This window comes from Iodobacter sp. (assembly GCF_025352645.1).
Classification (GTDB): Bacteria; Pseudomonadota; Gammaproteobacteria; order Burkholderiales; family Chitinibacteraceae; genus Iodobacter.
The window spans coordinates 1-19,258 of sequence record NZ_JANXSO010000026.1; the positions used below are offsets into that span (position 1 = coordinate 1).

Sequence of the window (19,258 nt, forward strand, 5' to 3'; positions counted from 1 at the left end):
GAACTCAGGCAAAGACAAGCCTTTTTGCATCTGAATGCCATTGATGGGCATGATCCACCTCCGCAAAACAGAACGTTCGTTCACTTTACGCCGCGCGAATGGCTAAATCAAGGGATCCTGAGCAAGAGACATAATCAGGAATATTTTTTTAATTTCTTTGTTTTCTGTGTTTGTAGTTGTTTTATTGGTGACAAGAAACATCTCTTTGCCTGATGGAGATTGTATGCTTTGATTTGGCATCTATTAACCCTCCAAATAAATTTTTATATTTTCAGCTTTGGTTATGGAATCAAGAAGATGTGTATTTCCTTCTTCGTCTGTTTCTCCATGCTCAGTTTGGCCATTCTCTCGTACAATTGCATAAAGGTGATTAGCAATTGGCTTTTTTGTTTCGCTATCTAATAATTGAAATTTATCATTAAATAGGCTGTCAATTATTTTAGATGTAGCCGCTAGAGCCGCTGCCGCTGCAATCGCTTTTCCTGCGTTGCTTGATGCTCCTGAAGAGGCCGCACCGCTTCCTTCATATGAGCGTCCGATCTCTGGCATGGATGAGATTAGAACCGCCCCACATGCAGTCTTATGCCCTTCTAATGCAACGGATTTACCGCCAACACTCCACGAGGGGTCGCCTTCAATAATTGGGCAAACGCCGTGGCCAGTGATAGGACAGCTAACTTTATCCCCAAGGAGAGCAACAGGCTTGCCAAACATATTGCTTGTTGATGCAGCACTTATTACAACTCCGCCGTGGCTGGTTTGGTCGCCTAAGCGTATTACTCTTTTCATGCCTGCTACCTATAAGAGATTAAGATTAGTACACTAATCTTAATCTTTGCTTACTAGACCCACAATAAGAGGTAGGGTGTATTGGCTAGGCAAACTGATGTAATTAATGCACACAGGACTTGCATTGTTGATGCAATGTTTTTTTGTTGAACTGTGTTTTTTGTAAGGAATGTTGCTATTAATGTTGCTATTGTTGGGCCTAAAAGGGCCTTTTTAGGCATAAAAAAAGCCACTTAGATTTCTCTAAGTGGCTGATTTCATTGCTTTATACTGGTGGTGGGACGGCCACTGGAATCCAAATTGCTCTCACAGCCATATATAGCTGTAGCTATCTGTAGCAAGCTAAAACAACAAGTCGAATTCTTACGGGTCTTCATTATTTGCCAGCCTTACAGTTTGGCGGTTGGAAGAGACAATATTGCTTAGCGGTGGCTAGCAAAATCCAACCCTATTTTTTAGTAAGAATATAGGTGTAGCAATCAGCCCTTTCAAGGTGGACAAGCCAAGTTAAGCATGATAGGAAAATGTTTTTTTTAATGAAAACAACTAGTTTTTAGTCGAAAATAACATATTTCTGACACAAGCTTGCGACAGTGTGCGTTACTTTAATCGCAAAAAGTAAGATTGTTTTTGTTGATACATTACTAAATCTATGTATCAAAACGTATCGTACAGAGGATGGTTATTTATTACTCAACCACATCAAATACTTACCAATAAATTTCAAAAACAATTTAACTGTGAAATATTTGGCGTTTTTACACAAAAAAACTACAAAAAACCATACTTTTTACAAAAAGTCCACCTTGAAAGGGCTGGTGTAGCAATGTATAACAAGCTGCTGATAGCTAGATCAATAAGTGCTTCAACCGTTGGTCGGAACTTTACTTAAACTGATTAAACTTTAACCAACATCATAGGAAAACATCGGCATGTACGTGAAAGTGAGAGGCTAGCTTTTTGGCAATATCCTTACTGATAGCTCGCTTGCCGTTCAAAATCGCTGAAATACGGCTTTGCGGTGCGCAGTCCTCTAGGTCATCTTGCTTGAGGCTGTGCTCCTCCATCAGAAAGCGTAATACCTCATGTGGTTCCGCTTCAGGAATGAACACACATTCGTCTTCGTAGGCTTTCATTTGATCCGCTAGGTAATCTAACACGTCTGCTAACGGGTGCGTTTCATCATCGCCGATTTCATCCAATAGTGAATCAACAATGGCACTGACCCGAGCATAATCGGCTTCGCAATGTACTGACGTGATGCCAAGCAATTGTTTGAAAGGGGTCCAGGCACGAAGAATATCATTCGGCGCGGGTACGATTTGTCTGGCTTGTTTCATTATTTTCCTCGCTTCCAGCTACCACGATCATATTCTGCATGCGTCAAAATGGAGCGAATATAGATCTTGTGTCGGTTGTAGTGAATAGAAGCAATCAGTCGGTACTTGTTGCCCCCGATATTGAATATGGTCAATCCATCAACATAATCAGCACTGGGATAGGTAGTCCTTAAGTCGTTAAAATCGACAAAAGCCTCACTTTCTACCGTGCGAAACCATGCCTGCAGTGGGCTTTGGGCATTAGGATGACGGGTCCAGAATTCTACAAGGATAGGTTTAGATATAACGTGCATGATTTAAGTATATACCAAAATGGTATTGCGTCAATTCTGGGGGAGCATTGCGCCAGCTTCTTCTGCCAAATGGCTTGGTGCTGGAAAGTGCGCTAGCTGAGTTTTCTTTGTTCTACAATTTCATCCGCCCTCATCAAAACCTAGCTGGCCTTACACCCGCTGACGCTTGGCAAGGGCGGACGTGGGTTGATATCCAGCAGTCAGACAGTGATCCTATTTTGGTCGAGGCGTTGGATGGTTTGTTGGCAGGGTATTATCTGCGGCAATAGCTAAGCAGTAAGGCGCGTTCTATAGCAAATTTGACTGTCCGCAAAATGGAGGGAGAAGCACGTCAGGAGCTGCCGGGGTGCTTAAAAAATAGTTAAACCAACGCATATCGAATTCCGCTCTAGGTAGAAATTGAGCTGAAATGTGTTGGTTTTGCTTTGAAAATACTGACACTGGGCCTCGGGGAGGCATGGCGGACAGTCGGACACGACACCGCAAAATGGAGGGTGAAGCACGTCTGCATAAGTCAGTTTGCGTGAAAAAGAGTCAAACCAGCTCATATCTGATATCGATCTAGGTAGAAGTTGAGCTGAAATGTGATGGTTTTGCTTTGAAAATACTGACAATGTGTATCAGATAGTTATGGCGGACACTCGGATATGACAACAGTCGGACATGGCAACAACACTCGGACACGACAACGGTAACGTATGGTATTATCTACAGACGAAATTTTGATGCAATTTTTCCTAAGTAGCATTAGTGCGAATTGCTTTGCAATTAAATAATTAACACATAAAAGGTAATTAATTCACAATGATTATTGATTGTGGCGCCATTGTAAAAAAACTTGATACTGAGTTGATAGATGCTTGTTCAGTGCTTAGTAAAAATACTTCTCCGCCTAAGCTATGTGAGATTCTAGCTACATCAAATCAAGCTGTCTTATCTTATGCGGAAACAAAGAGACGTAAAGCTGAAGGGCTTGGAATTATTTATGAGTCAATTATTTGTGATCAAAGCAAAAGTACTTCCGATGTTATAGAGGTTATTCAAAGACTCAATGAGGATTCTAGTGTTAATGGCATACTTGTTGGTTTGCCTACATTTTCTCATGTTGATTCTGAAATGTTAGTAAATGCAATTAATCATAAAAAAGATATCGATGGGCTTGGTGTAAAAAATTCAAACTTAATTTTATCTAATCAAGAGCACTTAGGTATAGCACCTGCGACTCCGTCCGCTGCTCTGCATATTATTGAATCATTATTAACACTTAGTGGAAAAAATGTCTGTGTTATTGGACGAGGTCGTACTGTTGGTAGACCATTAATTCAGATGTTGATAAATCGGGATGCAACAGTAACGGTTTGCCATTCTAGAACACCTCTCTCTGCAATTGAAGACGCAGTTAAACAAAGCGATATTATTATTACAGCGATCGGTTGTCCTGGGAGAGTTAAAAGTGAGTGGTTCAGTGCAGATCAAGTTGCCATTGATTGCGGCATATCCTTTATAAATAATATTACAACAGGCGATTTGGATAGTGCAGCACTTTCTGCACGAGGTGTTATTGTTTCACCGGTTCCAAAGGGGGTTGGTGCAGTTACTAACTCTATGATTTTTTCAAACTTATTAAAAGCAATTCGTCTATAAAGTTTAATATGAAAAGTATCTATTCACACATCCCGAATTCAATTCCCAGCCTTTTTGAAGCTGCTGCATCAACAAATCCAGTCCCTGGGGGGGGGAGCGTAGTTTGTACTTGTGCTAATTTAGGTGTCGCTTTACTTTTGAAGGCAATTAGAATTACCTTGAAAAGTGATAGTATTGAAAAACTGGTTGTTGCGGATCTTTCTTTTCAAGAAAATGCAGAAAATTTGCTGAGTTTTGCACAAAGAGATGCTAATGTTTTTTTTCAATACATTTCCGCTTTAAATTTACCTAAGCAAACAACAGATGAGCAAGTTAATCGTGTAAAACATATTGAAAAAGCTGCAATAGATGCGATAGCACTAGGGGTTTTAATGGCAGAAACGGGGAATGACATCTTAAAAACTTGTATAGAAATTAAGCCTCTGATAAAACGTACCATTGTTGCAGATATTCATGCTGGCGCATATTTGGTTTCTGCTATGGTTTCTGTTGCTATTGAAAATGCACGTGCAAATCTTTTGAGTATCAAAGGGAATCTTTCTTATCATGAATTAGATAGCAATCTATTAAATATAAATGACATTCACATGAAATTAATATCAGATTTGTTAGCATTTGAAAGATAAAATTATTTTTTTTCGTAATAATGCATACTGCTCAGCTAATAGTGCTCTAGTTGAATTTTGAAAAGTGGGGCATTGGTTTTCAGTCCCCACTTTACTTTTCCTGATTATGTCTCTTGCTCAGGCCCCCTTGATTTAGTAATCTATATGGCATTAATTCGGACGGTCTGATCTGTTTTGAGTTGGGGAGCCCTTAGTCCACACATGCTGCATGCCTTACTCTAGTCAGACCACGCCCATATGGGCGCTTGGCTGAGCAAGAGACAGAATCAGGTCACTTTTTATAATAATTACATGATGGCTACAATCGTTAGCAAGTGCATTTTTTTAAAATAGATTAACATGCCAGGTGAAATTTTATCATATAAAAATTGTAACTAACTCAGGTGTGTGAGCAAAACCCAAATCTTGAACCACAGAGAACACAGAGTTTCACAGAGAAAATGATAGATTTGATGGTTTACTCTGTGGTTCAAGGTTTAGCACTCTATCCTTTTAGTCGACGGTGCTGTCTCGTGCACGCATGTTGTTTAGATGAAAAAAATAATATTCCTTGTATATTCGAGGTTCTTATTTTATTAGCATTTTTTAGTAAAAAAATCAGAATAATCCTAGCATACTCAAACGAAAGAAGGTTTCTGGGTGCGTGGGAAACAAGCCTTATCAAACAGGCTCTTTTCTAAATGAATTTTCCAAAGTATTAATTGGGATATGTTACTGCTTGAAAATAAAAAATTCATGTTCGATTTAAACAGTATCTTTCGCATAACCTATTCGTTCTTCATTTTATAAGGTTATGACTTTATATGGCTAATGAATTTAGTATGCCATTTTAAGGGATAGATAACATATTTTTTATGGTCTTTTTAAAATTAATTTGACCTAGGTAGAATGGCTTTATAGATAAAAAGGTTTGGTTAAATGTTAAATTGGAGAAAAAATAAATTACCCACTACAGAAAATATTATAGAAGAGCTTATTGTTTTATTGTATGGTGATCAATATGATCTTCTATCTATGGAGTTATTGGAACTTAGTTCAATAGATTTTGTTCATCTTTATTTATTATTAGATGAAAATGAGTATATTTCGAAACGTAAATTAAGTGAGCTTTTTTACCCTAACGATTTGAATACTGTTGGCGATTTATATGCATTTATTGAAAGAATACGTATCTAAATTCGACACACCACATACCTAGTGCTGGGGGGGGGCACGGCTTTCTCATAAAAATCTCGCCTTCCTCAGCATCAATTCCAAGTCGCTAGGTTTGTCATTAAAGCGCTCAATGGCGGCTTGGAAATTCTTTATGTCTGTTTTCCGAATCAACTCGATGGCTAGGCCGCGTAATAGACCCATGATTTGCCCTTGATTGCCCGACTTCACTTTGATCTGATCTTCGCTAAAAGTAACATCACGAATCCAATTATTGGACTCGATAGCCCAGTGCCTCTGCACCGCCTGAATCAAATCTTTAGACTGCACTGTTGTGCCGAAGATAACAGCCTGATTACTAATGTAGTACGACGTCTCTACTGTGCTTTTCTTCGTTGACATTTGATACGTTTCGCGCTTAATGACGATTAATGCACTCAATTGGCTATGTTTCAAACGTGGAGCGAATAGCGTGATGTAATACGGCCATTTGCTTTGTTGTGCTCTTGCAATTCTACTGTTGCAACTAGCGTCCCCTAGGCATGCTTGGCATTGCCGTAGCAGCGCAGCTTGATTCTCCTTAACTTGGACCAAGTAAATACCTTTCGCTTGATGAATTTGGCTTGTCGTTGTTGGGGTGCAATGATGAGCGTCTAGCGATATTTTTTGTGAATCCAAACCCGTCTCGCTTAATAGCGTGCGTACAATGCGTACAACGTTGATTTCACTCGACTTCTCTCCCTCTTGTCTCGCTTGAGGCTCGGTCTCACGCGTGGTGTGATCCACAGCAAAACCATACTTTGCATGTCATTTTTATTTTGACTACCACGCAACGCTTTACCGTCTAGCGCAATCCATTTTTTATCACCGCGAGACTCAATGGTTGCTCCAAAGAAAGGGTTAACAAGTGCATCTGAAGTCCCCCAATCCAATCCAATCGATTAAAGATAAAGCGATGAATGCTAGATAGTTTATGTCGCCCCGATAGCGTTGCCAGCAAAAAACAAACAATGCATAAAGACAATGCAATGGCGCTTTCCTCTGTTATCACGATGATCTGGGAGACTTTGCTTTAGGACATCAATAAAACTGAGGATGACTTGGTTTGGTTTGGGTAAAGAAAATCATCCAGCGGCTCATGAATCATCGTTTTACGCGTTCCTTTATAGAAAGCAGCGCAATGTACACTTAATGGTTCTTTTTATGAGGAAGCCGTGAGGCGGTAATCCCCCCATTTTTAATCGGGGTTAAAAGTAAAGCTAAGCAGCAAGTGCCAATTTTTGTTTCGGCGTAATGCCACCCAAAGCCATATTCGGTCTTTCATTATTGTAAGTCCACAGCCAACTCGTGCCAAACTCTTGAACTTCGGCGATTGAATCAAATAAGTATTGATTCAGCCAGTCATATTGCACAGTCCGGTTGTAGCGTTCAACGTACGCATTCTGTTGGGGGTTGCCCGGTTGGATGTGCTCCAGCCGAATTTCTTGCCTGGCCGCCCAATTGAGCAAGGTTGCGCTGATGTACTCTGGGCCATTATCGCTACGAATGGCTTTCGGTTTACCTCGCCATTCAATGATTTGCTCTAACGCACGGACCACGCGCTCTGCAGGTAAGGACAGATCAATTTCCATTGCCAAACCCTCACGATTAAAGTAGTCGATGACGTTCAATAAACGGTAGCTGCGCCCATCCGCCAGTTGGTCATGCATAAAATCCATCGACCAGCATTCGTTGATATGCTCCGGTACGGCCAGTGGCTCAGGCTTGGTGCGAATCAAGCGCTTATGCGGTTTGATTCGCAGATTGAGCGCCAATTGCCGGTAAATCCGATATACACGCTTGTGATTCCAGCGATGGCCTTTCACATTCCGCAAATACAAATAGCACAAACCAAAACCCCAGTTTCGCTGATTTTGTGTCAACGTAATCAACTGATCAGCGATCTGCCGGTTGACGCTTGATTGTTGGCTGACATAGCGATAACAAGTTTGGCTGATGCCAAACGCCAAGCAGGCCACCGTTTCCCGGACGATTTCAGCCTTCAGACGTTCTTCGGCATACATTTTTTTGAGGCGACGATTTTCGCCTTCCAGCTCTTTAAGGCGACGATTTTCGCCTTCCAGCTCTTTAAGGCGTGCCATCATGGAGGCGTCCATGCCTCCAAATTTCGCGCGCCATTTGTAAAAAGTAGCCGAGCTAAAGCTATGTTCGCGACAGAGCTCAGCGACAGTACTGCCGCCTTCGGCTTGCTTAAGGATGGCAATGATTTGGCTATCAGTAAAACGAGATGATTTCATGTAAAACTTCCTCAAATTCATTACGAGAAAATTCTACTTAAAACGACGATTATTTGGTGGGGGGATTACCGGCAATCCTATCAACTTAAGCCGCTTGCCTTTATTCAAGGCATGCGGCAACATCTTTAATCAATAGCAACTCACTGATTTATAATTACAATATGATTAAGTACATTAACTGACGTGGTTAGTAATTTATCGACTCTTTTGCACTCCGAAGAGCTCGCCCAAGCCTCTCGCCTACAAGCAACCGCCTTTACCCGTCAACGCAAACTCCCGTTTCCTCTGCTGCTTTCCACCATTCTGGCCTGCATGAGCAGCAATGTACATGCAGAATTAATGGCTTTTTTTGCCAAGGCATTTACACTGCTCAATCAGCGTCTACTTCAGCAAACAACCACGTTCACTCCACGTTGGCAGGGCTTGCGATTAGTCGCTGCCGATGCCTCCTTTCTCTGCTTACCCGCACGCCAAATTGGCTCCACGCAAAAGCTAAACGCCGCCGCATTTGCCCTTTACCTTCCCGGTGCAGAGCTCACCTTGTCTGCTGAGCTCTATCTGCCTTCGGTGGGCGAGCGGCAAATGCTGTTTGAACACCTAGAGCACGTTCAAGCAGATGATTTACTGCTCCTTGAGGGCTACCCCAGCCGCTGGCTGGCGGCGGTACTTAGCCAGCGCCAGCGATACTTCTGTATTCGTGTCGATCAATGGAGCTATACTGCGGCTAAAACACTGCTGCGCAGCGAGCAAACTGAACTCATCGCCACTCTCTCTGCACCCAATAAACAAGATGCGCTGGACTATGAATGCCAACGCATTCCTACTCAAGTTCGCTTCGTCAAAACCATCTGCCCCAATGGCACGATTCGAGTGGTGATGACTAATTTATTGGATACAGAACGCTATCCTGCTGCCGTTTTTAGTGGCTTATATCATCAACGCTGGCGCATTGAGGAAGCCTTTAAGCGCCTCAAACACAGACTACATCTTGAGTCGGTAACCGGTGATAACTGGCTCGCCGCGCAACAAGACTTTGGTGCCAAAATTGTTGCCGATAATTTGCATTCTTTATGTGTTGCCACTTCAGCAACGATGCTTCCTGCCCCAGTGGAAAATGGTTGTTGCTACAAAATCAATCGAGCCATTGCGTTGTCGATTTTAAAGCGCTGCTTGCCCGCTGTTCTGCTCAAAAAACCACGGGCGATCACTCGACTAAAACTGGCACTGAATGAGCTATGCAAAGCGGTGATTTACTTCGATCCTCACGCAAAAAAAGATCGCCCCAAACATCCCAAACCGCATGATTTCACGGCTTATAAATCAGGGGTTTGAAGCTTAAGTTGATAGGATTGGGATTACCGGGCCATTACTTCGACACTTATCGTGGCTAAATGACTAGTACACTTCATTCGGCCACGTGCGCTAGTCAGCATAAGTTATGAGACGGACTCAAAATAAGCATTCTGATACATTAATTGTATAGAATGTCTTCTCTTTTTGAAGTTGGCGGTTAATGTTGAGTCTTGAAGTGAGAAAGGTCTAGCAAGGATAAATCTATTTATTTTACAATAATCATCTAAACTATTATTTATTTCCTTTATTTCATTTTTAATTGTTTTAATGTCACTATTGCTAACAATTATAGCGCATAATTTGTGTTTTTTTTCTAAAAAAATACAAGCATCACGTATTTCATTGCTTCTCATTAACTCTTGTTCTATTTCTAATGGTTTTATTTTTTTTCCATTATGACTGATGATGATGTCATCAAGTCGCCCTGTCACAAATAGATTACCATCTTTAATATATCCAATATCACCTGTATGTATGTATCCATCATCATCAATGTTTAAACGAGATTTATCACGTATGAGGTGATCATACATAATTAAAATTTCATTTTCTTCAGATATTTTTACACTTCTAGTTGGCTGACCTACACTGCCAAGCATAAACGTACTATCATTATCAGTGGAAATTGGCCCAATTTCACTAATTCCATATGCTCCATATAACTTAATACCAATAGAGTAGAATGTAGTTAGTGCTGATGGAGAAATATTTGCACTATTCCATATAAACTCATGGGCTAACCCACCATAAATATGTGTAATTTTTCTTATAAAAATTAAAAAGAATATTTTATATAATAGGTGATCAACTCCATATTCATTTATTTTCATGGCCGTATATATTTTATAAAAAAATTTCATAATTAAATTAAAATTATTTATTTTTTTTTGTATATTTTCCGCCAAAAGTTCATAAAGGTATGGAGTACAAATCATATGAGTTGCCCCTTCAGAGGCCAAATGTGATATGCACTGCTTGCTATTTGATAAAACTAAGTTATTGCCGAGTGCAAGTGCGCGAAAAGCAACTTGTCTTTGAATATAATGGGAAAACTCCATCCAAATAAATACTTTATCTTTATCTTTATTTATATAATTTTTCGATGATTTAAAAAAACTAGAATTTATCTCAAAGTAAGGTAAGTATAAAGCTTTCCCGTCACCTTGGGTGCCGGACGTCAATGCAATTGTATAATATATAGATGATGTTGGTTTTTTTATAATGCAAGAGGAAGGCTTTATTGAGTATATATGGTTTTCTTCGTTTTTTCCAAATTCTCCAAAATAGATAATATTGGTACTATCTGGAATATTAAATTGCCACTCTGTATCAACTAACAATAGATCTATGCCAATTTCATTCTTGATAAAATTGAGATTTGATTGTGTTGTTCCAGATGGAATGGCAATTGAAACAACGCCACATAATAGGCATGCTAAATCAAGTACAAGCCAATCATAACTAATTTGGCCACAAATTCCTATTTTTTCAATGTTATAATTTTCAATTAAGTGAGTTATATTGCATGCGGCATTTTTAATGTCAACGAGCAACTCAGTATGAGACTTCTCTATACGACTCCCTCGCTTCCAATAAATAATAGTTCTATTTTTTTGAAAGTGCAGGTTCTCAATAATCTTAGCTATATTATTATACCGATTAATATGCTCTGACTTTTCAATCATTTTCAATCTCTTTGTCAATTAAATATTATTGTTAATTATTTATATTGAGTGTAGTTAAGTTATATTTTTAATGTATTTAAAAACTGCGATAATGTTATCTCATAAAATTAGTAGTATATTTTTTATAAAAATTAAATTTGACTGTGTATTAATATCCTCTACTTTTAGTTTTCTTATTAATATAATTCTCGTTCTTTTAAATATCTATTTCAGCTTGCAAAAGCTCAAAAAATTTTTTATCTTGTAACATTTTTTTATGCTCTGAACTTGACTTTAAAACTTTTATTGAAGTTGTTAATTGTGACCAATGTGCAATAAGATGAATAATTGTTTCTTCGTTAAAGTCTGAGGGAATAAACATTTTAATCTTTGAAGAAATGGGTGTCATTCTATGCAAGATAGCAGAGCTTAACAACGCGTTGCGAACATTCGTCATCCTTTTGACAAATTCAAGTGCAACTACTCGTCTGTTTTCTGCTAAAACAGTGTTTATTTGTTCATGTGCAAATTTATTAATTGCTGTGGTGTTTTCATGACTAACTATTGATCGCTGTATGGATGGTCCTATTAGTAGGATAAAATTAACAGTTATGCCTATTTTCTCTAGTTGATTTGCTACTTCTAATGCAATAACACATCCTAAACAATATCCACCCAGTTTTATTGGAGTGTTAGGAAATGTATTCATTATTTCATGTGCGTATTTTTTTGAGAGGTCTATTATATTATTTATAATAGCTTCATTTTCTCTAAGACCTGGCGTATGAAAAGAATAAACAGGGTGGTCGTTAAAAAAGATTGCCAAGTCTCTATATATATGAATAGAAGCACTTAAATCAGAAATTAAAACTAAAGGGGATTTTCTTCCTTCGTTGCGTATGCAGATTAGCGATGTGTTCCACATGTTTGAATTATTTATAGACATTATGTTTATATTCCATGTTGTATGATTAATTCACTTTAATGCGTATGGTTAAATTTTCGCCCCTAAAGATTAAAAATTTAGTATTTAAGTCAACAAGTGGTCACGCATAACTAAAGCCAAAATTGTATTACGTTTTATTACTTACAAGCTTTGTTTTACACATGGCTTTCTTGCTGGGAAATTTGAAGTGTATTACTTGTTATTGTTGCTTATGGCAATTTTTATACGAATTCACTATCAATAAATTGATTAATTGCACTTATTATTGATGTACTTATTATTTTTTGGCTTTCTGCAAGTTTTTTTCCACAAATATAGTAATCTTCGTCTAAGTACGTGTCTCTCCTTACTTCAATGATGATTGAGTTTATTTTTCCTTGGGGGGTACTTAACTCTTTAATAAGATGACCAGTGGGGAATAAGTCATTTATTTCTACAGAGAGGTTATTAGCATCAAAATTATTTTTTATAAATTTACATAAAAGTGGGTTTGCTGTTGTACCAAAAGTATCTCCTAAATATATTTGATTAGGGATTGTTTCTCTATTTTTTGAATATTTATCAATTCTAGTTGTTGGGAATGTATGTAAATTAAGGTGTATTGCCATACCATATTTTTTAACGCATTTATTTATAGCCTTTTTAACACCCATTATATATGGATAATAGTTATTTTTTACTCTTCTATAATATTCAAAGCGGTCTGGGATTGTAGCATATATTTTTTTTCCATCTAGCGTAATTAGGCGTAATCCTTTTTTTTCTTCTAAATTATAATTGTCTCTATTGATATCAATGAATGTTCTTGGTGATTGCTCTATTATTGTTGTATGGGAATGCTTATATAGTCCTTCAAATAGTATATCTGCATATCGATCTTCAGTTAACTGAAGGGAGCGGAGGTCACAGCAATATTTAAAATCACTTGGATATATTCTGCCACTATGGGGAATATCAATTATCAAAGGTAAATTACTGTTTGTATTTTTTATTGTTGTAAACATTGCAATTTTGTCAATTTGTTTGTTGAGTAATTTGTGTATTTTATAATAGCTTTCTATTTTTCTTTTATTAGAATGCAGCCAATAGCATGACAATCATTAAATGCATCTAACTTTCCGATTTTTATACATACTTTGATTACGTCATTAAATGATAAACAGCGTTCAGCAATTCTATCACAAACAGTTTCCTGTAATTCTGTATGTTTATTATGCAATACATCAATTACTATCTCCCTTAGTGTGGAATAGTCAAGAACAAATTCAAAATTGTCATTGAGTGCCTCATCTATATTTTTTACAATAACAGAAACACTAATTTTAACGCGTTGAGAATTTTTCTTCTCATTTTCATAAATGCCTATATATGCATCACTTATGTATTCTTCTACATACAATATTCGAGTTTCTTTGTATTTAGATTTTTTCATTAAAAGTAAGTTCATAGTTTCGTCAGCATAATACAATGGTTGTATCCTATAAGATTGATCTAGGTGTTGATATATAAATTAATTGAATAATAGGTATTTTTTTTATAGATGAATGATCCTGATTATGCCTCTTGCTCAATGGACTCAATGTAGATGGATTTCTTGAGTGCTGGGCATGGTTTTTGAATTTGTAGGGCGGGTGAAATCCGCGAGCAATACTGAAGAAATACACGGGTTTCACCCATAATAATGAATTATTTAGTAAAATTGGATTGATTAATCTTTTAAAAGGCACTTTAGTTATATGGAAAAAATATACGTCTTTACAATACGCTAGGTTGGTATTTATTAACCGAGCCTCTTGCAAAACTGTATAAAATTTAAGCGCCAGATCTACATGTAGTTAATTTTACAAAATAAAGCACACTATATTGTGTTGCAACTGGCAAAAAAAATACTTTTGCAAGAGCCTCAACCTAGTTAAAAATAAAAGATACCTTTTTAGCTGGTATTGCACTTACATTTATCGTATGTGAACAAAGATCCTCTAAGTTTGTACATTCTATATTTTTCATTTCCTTTAGTTTATTTAATAAGGCGTACATTGCGGTTCGAACAAAGCGTTCTCCTTTACATACTCTGGGTCCATGGCTAAAAGGGAAAAAGGCATATGTTTCAATGGATTGCCCCCATCTTTCAGGCATAAATTTATTTGGCTCTTTGAAATAAACAGCATTGTTTGCCATGAGCCATGGGCTTGTTATTACTACAGAATCTTTTGTAAGCTCCATCTCATTGATCGTCAGATCTCCTTTGGAGCGGCGCATAATTGCCCAAATAGGGGAGTGTAACCGTATCACTTCATTTAAATAATACCGATTACTAATATTATTGAAGTCTTTGTATGGTGTTTTTGAATAATGTACTATTAGCCAAAACATTATGCTTGCCATTTGTTCATAACCTGCAAGGATAGTTGTCATGGCTCTTGCTGGGGTTGCATGAATACAAAATTCATTCTGAATAAATAGTTGAGAATAGCTTAAAAGTTCACTATGTTTATCTAGCTCTAATTCATCTATTATGTCAATGTTATCAGGAAAACGTAAAATTACATTTCCAAGAATATCAATTGCTTTAATTGTTTGATATTCTAGCTGAGATCTAGAAACCTCTGGACGGACTGATCCTTTAAGAAGAGTTTGCATAAATAACTCCATTGTAAGTGCTTTGCACCACTCATATAAGTCAATGGTCTCAGTGTCATTTTCAGTAATAAATTTATTAATAATCAAGTCAAGGTTGCTTGATATATTAATAAATTCTTGTGAAGTGGGCCATGTTATCTCGGGTGAGAAAAGCTCTTTATGAATTAAATCACGTGATTTTTTATATCCAAATTCTTTACGAAAATTAGGCCATTGTGAAGCTAGAACTTGGCTGATAAGAGTTGGGTCATTTATATAAACACAGCTTGTATCATCTATGGAAAAATGAAGAAAACCACATGTTTTTTTGTCAATTTCATTTAAAGATGATAATGGATTTTTTTTAAATTCATTCCCTTTAATAAATACGTCTACACTTTTCATTTTAGTTGCTCTTTGTGAACTGTTGAAATGGCATTTAATTTTATCAGATAATCATTGTTTTTTCTGAATTGGTATTTAAATTTTTATTTTTGCTAACATCTGCTTTTAATGCACTCCATGGTTTGTAGGTTTTAATCTCAAATGTTAATGCAGCTCTTTCTAAAAGGGTTAATACTTGCAAAGGTCCTATCCCACCAGGGACTGGTGTGTGGAATGTTGAATATTCATAGCATGATTGACTAAAATCACCAAAACCTTGATTAACAGATTCATCATATTGAAAACCGACATCAATTAATAATTTTTTATGTGTATATAAATGTTTTGGAAGGATTAAATTTTTTTTCCCTACTGCAGATATTACAATATCTACATCTGATAACTGAAATAAGTTTGAACCTATATCTAAATTTAAAATTTCAACAGGATATTTATTAAGTAGAGTACTAATCTCAGCACCAAAAAAACCATTACTACCAACTAAACCAATTTTGTGGAGGAGTGGGGGATTCTTTGTATTTTTTTCTAAAAATGGTTTTATAATCTTATGAGCCGTTTCGCTTACCGCACTTATTTTTTTTTCTGCTGAATCAAGTGTGTCTAAATTTACCCATTTTATAACATCAGGCAATATTGTTGAGTGAGTGTTTAGTGGGCGTTGCATGATGAAAAATATTCTATTGTTTTTTTTATAATTAAACTCAAGCATTTCTGATGAGTTTGGAACAAAAATTAAACATTTAAAACCTATTAATTGAAATGCTTTTTGTTTTTCTTTTGCTGAAATATATGCCTCTGATGCTCCTTTTTCTCCAGGTCTTGGAACAAAAATAAATACATAAGTATCAAAGAATAAATGTGCGTATTTTTGCAATTTACTAATAAATTCTTGTTGTATTTTTTTTCCATTTATTGGTGTAGACATTGTTGATTCTCTTTTAATTTTCGTGCGTATAAATATAACAAGAAGATTTGTATTTTTGGCTTCCTGTTAGTTGGCTTTTTATGGTTGTATTATGATATAATTTTATTTTATTTTATAAAATAATAATAATATATTTATATTTATATTCTTAGTATTGTATCTAAAACTGTGTGTAGATTGAGTGAGTCATTCTGTTTTTTCTTAATATTTAGCTGATTTATTAGTTCAATATTTATTAAGCTTACTAATTCGTAGCAGTCTGTTTTAGTCTTAAATTTTTTTTCTCTATCAAGCTCAGCTAAGCATTGTTCTAAATACATTAATGCTTGATTATGGAGAGAGTGGCATCCTCTATATGCTGTAAATAATTTATTAATGTGTAATAATAGTTTTTTTTCTGTTCCCATTTTTACTGCATGTAATGCATGTTTATAATATGGGATGGGAAAATTTGGTTTTTTTAATAGGTATTCACTTTGGGAAATACTACAATTTGTAGCTATATAGCTTGCAATAATTAAATTAAATATTGTATAAAGTCCGCTTACTATGAGTGCCCGTTGCATTGTGCTTGATGAAAAATAACTGTCATGATTGTTTATTTCATTGTTTGGAGTTATTAAAAAATTAATAATTTCAGATTCAATTGAAATTATTAATTTTTCTGGGGCAGGGCAAGTTTCTACCTCCCCAATTAGTAGGCCGTGATGGGCTGAATAGCTGGCCATTGTAAAATGATGCTGTATGGTAAGCTCGCCAAAAGCCAATTTATGCTCAGCATAAACTGCAATTCCTCGGAAAAACTTAAAAACTTGAGCTACGTGAACAGGAAGTTGTCCTTTATACTCCACATCTAAAGTGTAGGGCATAAAGACACAGGACTTGGCTAATCGAAAAAAATTCTCTAATGTTGAAAAATCAGCAACTTCAGTTGATTTTTTATATGCAACTGTAGCCGCTTTCCATTGAGTGTCACCTTTTAAAATTGTTTTTAATGCTCCTATGTTCATAGGTTTTGCAGACGCAGAACGACCATCTTTATAAGGGCATGATGAGAAGTTGATTGAATCTATGTAATTAGTAAATTTTTTTGTGCTTCCTTCTAGTAAAGGTGTACCTCTTTCGTCACAAAAATCAGGAGGGATTGCCGACCATAAGATAGGGTAATTTTTAAGATTGTTAGACATTTTTTATGCCAAGTGAACGTTTTTTATTGTTTGTAAATTTATCTATCTTATCTATGATTAAAAAATACTTTTCCTTTGAGTTAAAATATCAAATACAAAAGTCTTAGCTTAGTAAGAGTCATGCGATGTAGATAATTTTCTAACTAACTAACTGATTTAATAAGAAAATTTATTCTGATGAGAGGCAGGTAAGTATACCCGCCTCTCATTTTCACTATATTAGTAAGGCTTTTTGGTTAGTGAATATATTGCTTATTGCATTTCAGCATTGAAGTGTGGGCTTGAACGACCAGCTCCGTAGATTAAGCTTAACTCCTCGATCGACAACTCACGAAAATCTTGACTATCTTCTGAGGAAAATACAGCTGCGGTTTTTTCATTCCTATTAAGATCTAGTTCCATGATATATATGACCTCATTGTTGGATTTACCAATCATTATTGATTAGTCGGTTCGTATCCTAACATTGTGTTTTTTACAGTGTCAATAACATGTGTATATGTTTTTTATATTGATATTTATAGTTGAAAATAGTGTACAAAATGGCACTGTTTGATTATTATTTAATAGCATTGATATGTTACCAATTCTATGTATGGTAGTTATCAATACTTTAAATAGTATGAGTACGTATGTTGCTGTTTTATTTGGAGCAGAAAGTTATCTGTAGACTTATGGCTTATTTTCTTGAAAATGTAGGTGGAGGTACTTTTTTTATTCTGAGGCGTGAAAATATTTAAATGTCTAATAAAGCTGATATTACTACTACGTCATCGCCATTTTCTAGTTTATTTCGTAGGAATGAAAAAAACCTATGTGGCTCTATTTTGCTAGCGCATCCTGTTAGTTATGATGTTTTGACAGGGTTGTTTATTTTTATCATTGCTACAGCGATCATCTTTTCTACTTGCTTTGAGCATACAAAAAGTATTCAGCTAGCGGGGGTTGTGTTGCCAGAAAAAGGTTTGCTGAGGGTGTTTTCTGGGCAGGAGGGGGTTGTGTTAGAGCGGCGGGTGATGGAAGGGCAGATGGTTGCGGCAGGGGATGTGTTATTTGTCTTGTCACGTGATTACTCTAGCGGCAAAGACCATCAGGTAAAACAAGGCGTAGCGGATTTATTGCAATCGCGGCGTAACAATCTGCTTGCAACTCAAGTCTTAGCGCAGCAACAATTGCAGCAGCATTTACTTACTGTGCAGCAAAAAAATGATGAATTAAAGAAAGAAGTGTTACAAATTGATTTTCAAATGAATTTACAGCAGCGCCGACTTGCTATCGCTGATGAAGTAGTTAATCGCTACCATAAATTGCAAGTGGCTAGTTTTATTTCTACGGCAGGGTTGCAAGATAAACTTGCAGATCAAATTGATCAACAGTTGCGTTTGGCTGATTTGCAAAAAAATCGCATGATTATTGTGCAGGAAATTCAAAAAAATAGTGCTGATTTGCGTGATATCCAGATTCAAATGCAGCAAGATCGATCCGCGAAAGAAAACAACATCTCTAGCTTAGATCAAGAAATTACAGAAAATGAAGCTAATAGAAAAACAGTAATTCGTGCTACTAAAGCAGGGGTCGTTAGCGCAATCAGTACTGAACAGGGAGAGAAAATTATTGCTGATCAAGTGCTTGCTAATATCTCCCCACTCAACTCACCGTTAGAAGGTGTGTTTTTTGTGCCATCTAGGGCGATTGGTTTTGCTAAACCGGGTATGGATGTTTTGCTACGCTATCAAGCCTATCCTTATCAAAAATATGGGCAGTTTCATGGCAAAGTTAAAGAAATATCTAATACCCCATTGCGTTTGGAAGAGCTGGCTTTATATGGACTAACCTCCTCCCAAGTAGAGCCTTTGTATCGCATTAAAGTGGCATTGCCAAGTCAGGTTGTTGCCAGTAAGCAAGAAAAATTTGCGCTTAAAACAGGCATGGTGGTAGATGCCAGCTTGCAATTAGAAAGTAGAAAGTTGTATCAGTGGATATTAGCGCCTTTATTCAATACTCAAACTGCGTCGTAA

General features: G+C 36.6%; 19 protein-coding genes. 7 read left to right on the forward strand and 12 right to left on the reverse strand.

Annotated elements, in window-relative coordinates; all coding sequences use genetic code 11:
- A partial coding sequence (locus Q0R17_RS03270; RefSeq protein ID WP_293932086.1) for a hypothetical protein occupies positions 1-213 on the forward strand: 213 nt, incomplete at its 5' end.
- A gap of 30 nt (positions 214-243) precedes the next feature.
- Here the strand turns inward: Q0R17_RS03270 and Q0R17_RS03275 are convergent.
- From Q0R17_RS03275 to Q0R17_RS20035, 3 genes are all read right to left on the reverse strand, one after another.
- The gene (locus tag Q0R17_RS03275) at positions 244-789 is read right to left on the reverse strand and encodes a PAAR domain-containing protein (protein ID WP_293932088.1); all 546 of its coding nucleotides are present in this window, start codon (positions 787-789) and stop codon (positions 244-246) included.
- A gap of 914 nt (positions 790-1,703) precedes the next feature.
- Positions 1,704-2,129 (reverse strand): type II toxin-antitoxin system HigA family antitoxin, encoded by a 426-nt coding sequence (locus Q0R17_RS03280; protein WP_293932090.1) that lies wholly within the window; start codon positions 2,127-2,129, stop codon positions 1,704-1,706.
- Positions 2,129-2,422, reverse strand: coding sequence for a type II toxin-antitoxin system HigB family toxin (locus tag Q0R17_RS20035; protein ID WP_374759850.1), 294 nt, complete (start codon positions 2,420-2,422; stop codon positions 2,129-2,131). Before Q0R17_RS20035 ends, Q0R17_RS03280 begins: the two co-directional genes overlap by 1 nt.
- Positions 2,423-2,469: 47 nt before the next feature.
- On the opposite strand from Q0R17_RS20035, the gene Q0R17_RS03285 reads away from it, so the two are divergent.
- From Q0R17_RS03285 to Q0R17_RS03300, 4 genes are all read left to right on the forward strand, one after another.
- Positions 2,470-2,691 carry a hypothetical protein gene (locus Q0R17_RS03285; RefSeq protein ID WP_293932092.1) on the forward strand — a complete coding sequence of 74 codons (222 nt, stop codon included), beginning with the start codon at positions 2,470-2,472 and terminating at the stop codon, positions 2,689-2,691.
- 535 nt (positions 2,692-3,226) lie between these two features.
- Positions 3,227-4,066, forward strand: a complete 840-nt coding sequence (locus Q0R17_RS03290; RefSeq protein ID WP_293932094.1) for a bifunctional 5,10-methylenetetrahydrofolate dehydrogenase/5,10-methenyltetrahydrofolate cyclohydrolase — start codon at positions 3,227-3,229, stop codon at positions 4,064-4,066.
- Between the two features lie 8 nt (positions 4,067-4,074).
- Positions 4,075-4,692: a cyclodeaminase/cyclohydrolase family protein gene (locus Q0R17_RS03295; protein ID WP_293932096.1), complete on the forward strand. Its 618-nt coding sequence runs from the start codon at positions 4,075-4,077 to the stop codon at positions 4,690-4,692.
- 918 nt (positions 4,693-5,610) lie between these two features.
- Positions 5,611-5,868: a hypothetical protein gene (locus Q0R17_RS03300; protein WP_293932098.1), complete on the forward strand. Its 258-nt coding sequence runs from the start codon at positions 5,611-5,613 to the stop codon at positions 5,866-5,868.
- A 45-nt stretch (positions 5,869-5,913) separates the two neighbouring features.
- Here Q0R17_RS03300 and Q0R17_RS03305 read toward each other — a convergent pair whose 3' ends face one another.
- Both Q0R17_RS03305 and Q0R17_RS03310 read right to left on the reverse strand, forming a co-directional pair.
- A complete protein-coding gene (locus Q0R17_RS03305; protein ID WP_293932100.1) occupies positions 5,914-6,630 on the reverse strand; it encodes an ISAs1 family transposase in 717 nt (238 codons plus the stop codon).
- A 473-nt stretch (positions 6,631-7,103) separates the two neighbouring features.
- Positions 7,104-8,141, reverse strand: coding sequence for an IS3 family transposase (locus Q0R17_RS03310; RefSeq protein WP_293932102.1), 1,038 nt, complete (start codon positions 8,139-8,141; stop codon positions 7,104-7,106).
- A 207-nt stretch (positions 8,142-8,348) separates the two neighbouring features.
- On the opposite strand from Q0R17_RS03310, the gene Q0R17_RS03315 reads away from it, so the two are divergent.
- Positions 8,349-9,473, forward strand: a complete 1,125-nt coding sequence (locus Q0R17_RS03315) for a transposase (protein ID WP_293932104.1) — start codon at positions 8,349-8,351, stop codon at positions 9,471-9,473.
- A gap of 104 nt (positions 9,474-9,577) precedes the next feature.
- Here the strand turns inward: Q0R17_RS03315 and Q0R17_RS03320 are convergent, their stop codons facing one another.
- The 7 genes from Q0R17_RS03320 to Q0R17_RS03350 all read right to left on the reverse strand — a co-directional run bounded on the left by Q0R17_RS03320 (position 9,578) and on the right by Q0R17_RS03350 (position 17,240).
- The gene (locus tag Q0R17_RS03320; protein WP_293932106.1) at positions 9,578-11,179 is read right to left on the reverse strand and encodes an AMP-binding protein; all 1,602 of its coding nucleotides are present in this window, start codon (positions 11,177-11,179) and stop codon (positions 9,578-9,580) included.
- 196 nt (positions 11,180-11,375) lie between these two features.
- Positions 11,376-12,104 carry a thioesterase domain-containing protein gene (locus Q0R17_RS03325; RefSeq protein WP_293932108.1) on the reverse strand — a complete coding sequence of 243 codons (729 nt, stop codon included), beginning with the start codon at positions 12,102-12,104 and terminating at the stop codon, positions 11,376-11,378.
- Positions 12,105-12,325: 221 nt separating this feature from the next.
- Positions 12,326-13,108: an N-formylglutamate amidohydrolase gene (locus tag Q0R17_RS03330; RefSeq protein ID WP_293932109.1), complete on the reverse strand. Its 783-nt coding sequence runs from the start codon at positions 13,106-13,108 to the stop codon at positions 12,326-12,328.
- Between the two features lie 53 nt (positions 13,109-13,161).
- A complete protein-coding gene (locus Q0R17_RS03335) occupies positions 13,162-13,551 on the reverse strand; it encodes a dihydroneopterin aldolase (RefSeq protein ID WP_293932111.1) in 390 nt (129 codons plus the stop codon).
- Positions 13,552-14,012: 461 nt separating this feature from the next.
- Complete coding sequence (locus tag Q0R17_RS03340) at positions 14,013-15,128, reverse strand: cytochrome P450 (protein WP_293932113.1); 1,116 nt, start codon at positions 15,126-15,128, stop codon at positions 14,013-14,015.
- A gap of 43 nt (positions 15,129-15,171) precedes the next feature.
- Positions 15,172-16,053 (reverse strand): hypothetical protein, encoded by an 882-nt coding sequence (locus Q0R17_RS03345; protein ID WP_293932115.1) that lies wholly within the window; start codon positions 16,051-16,053, stop codon positions 15,172-15,174.
- Positions 16,054-16,193: 140 nt separating this feature from the next.
- Complete coding sequence (locus tag Q0R17_RS03350) at positions 16,194-17,240, reverse strand: hypothetical protein (RefSeq protein ID WP_293932116.1); 1,047 nt, start codon at positions 17,238-17,240, stop codon at positions 16,194-16,196.
- A 740-nt stretch (positions 17,241-17,980) separates the two neighbouring features.
- Between Q0R17_RS03350 and Q0R17_RS03355 the strand changes: the two genes are divergently transcribed.
- Positions 17,981-19,258 (forward strand): HlyD family secretion protein, encoded by a 1,278-nt coding sequence (locus Q0R17_RS03355; protein ID WP_293932117.1) that lies wholly within the window; start codon positions 17,981-17,983, stop codon positions 19,256-19,258.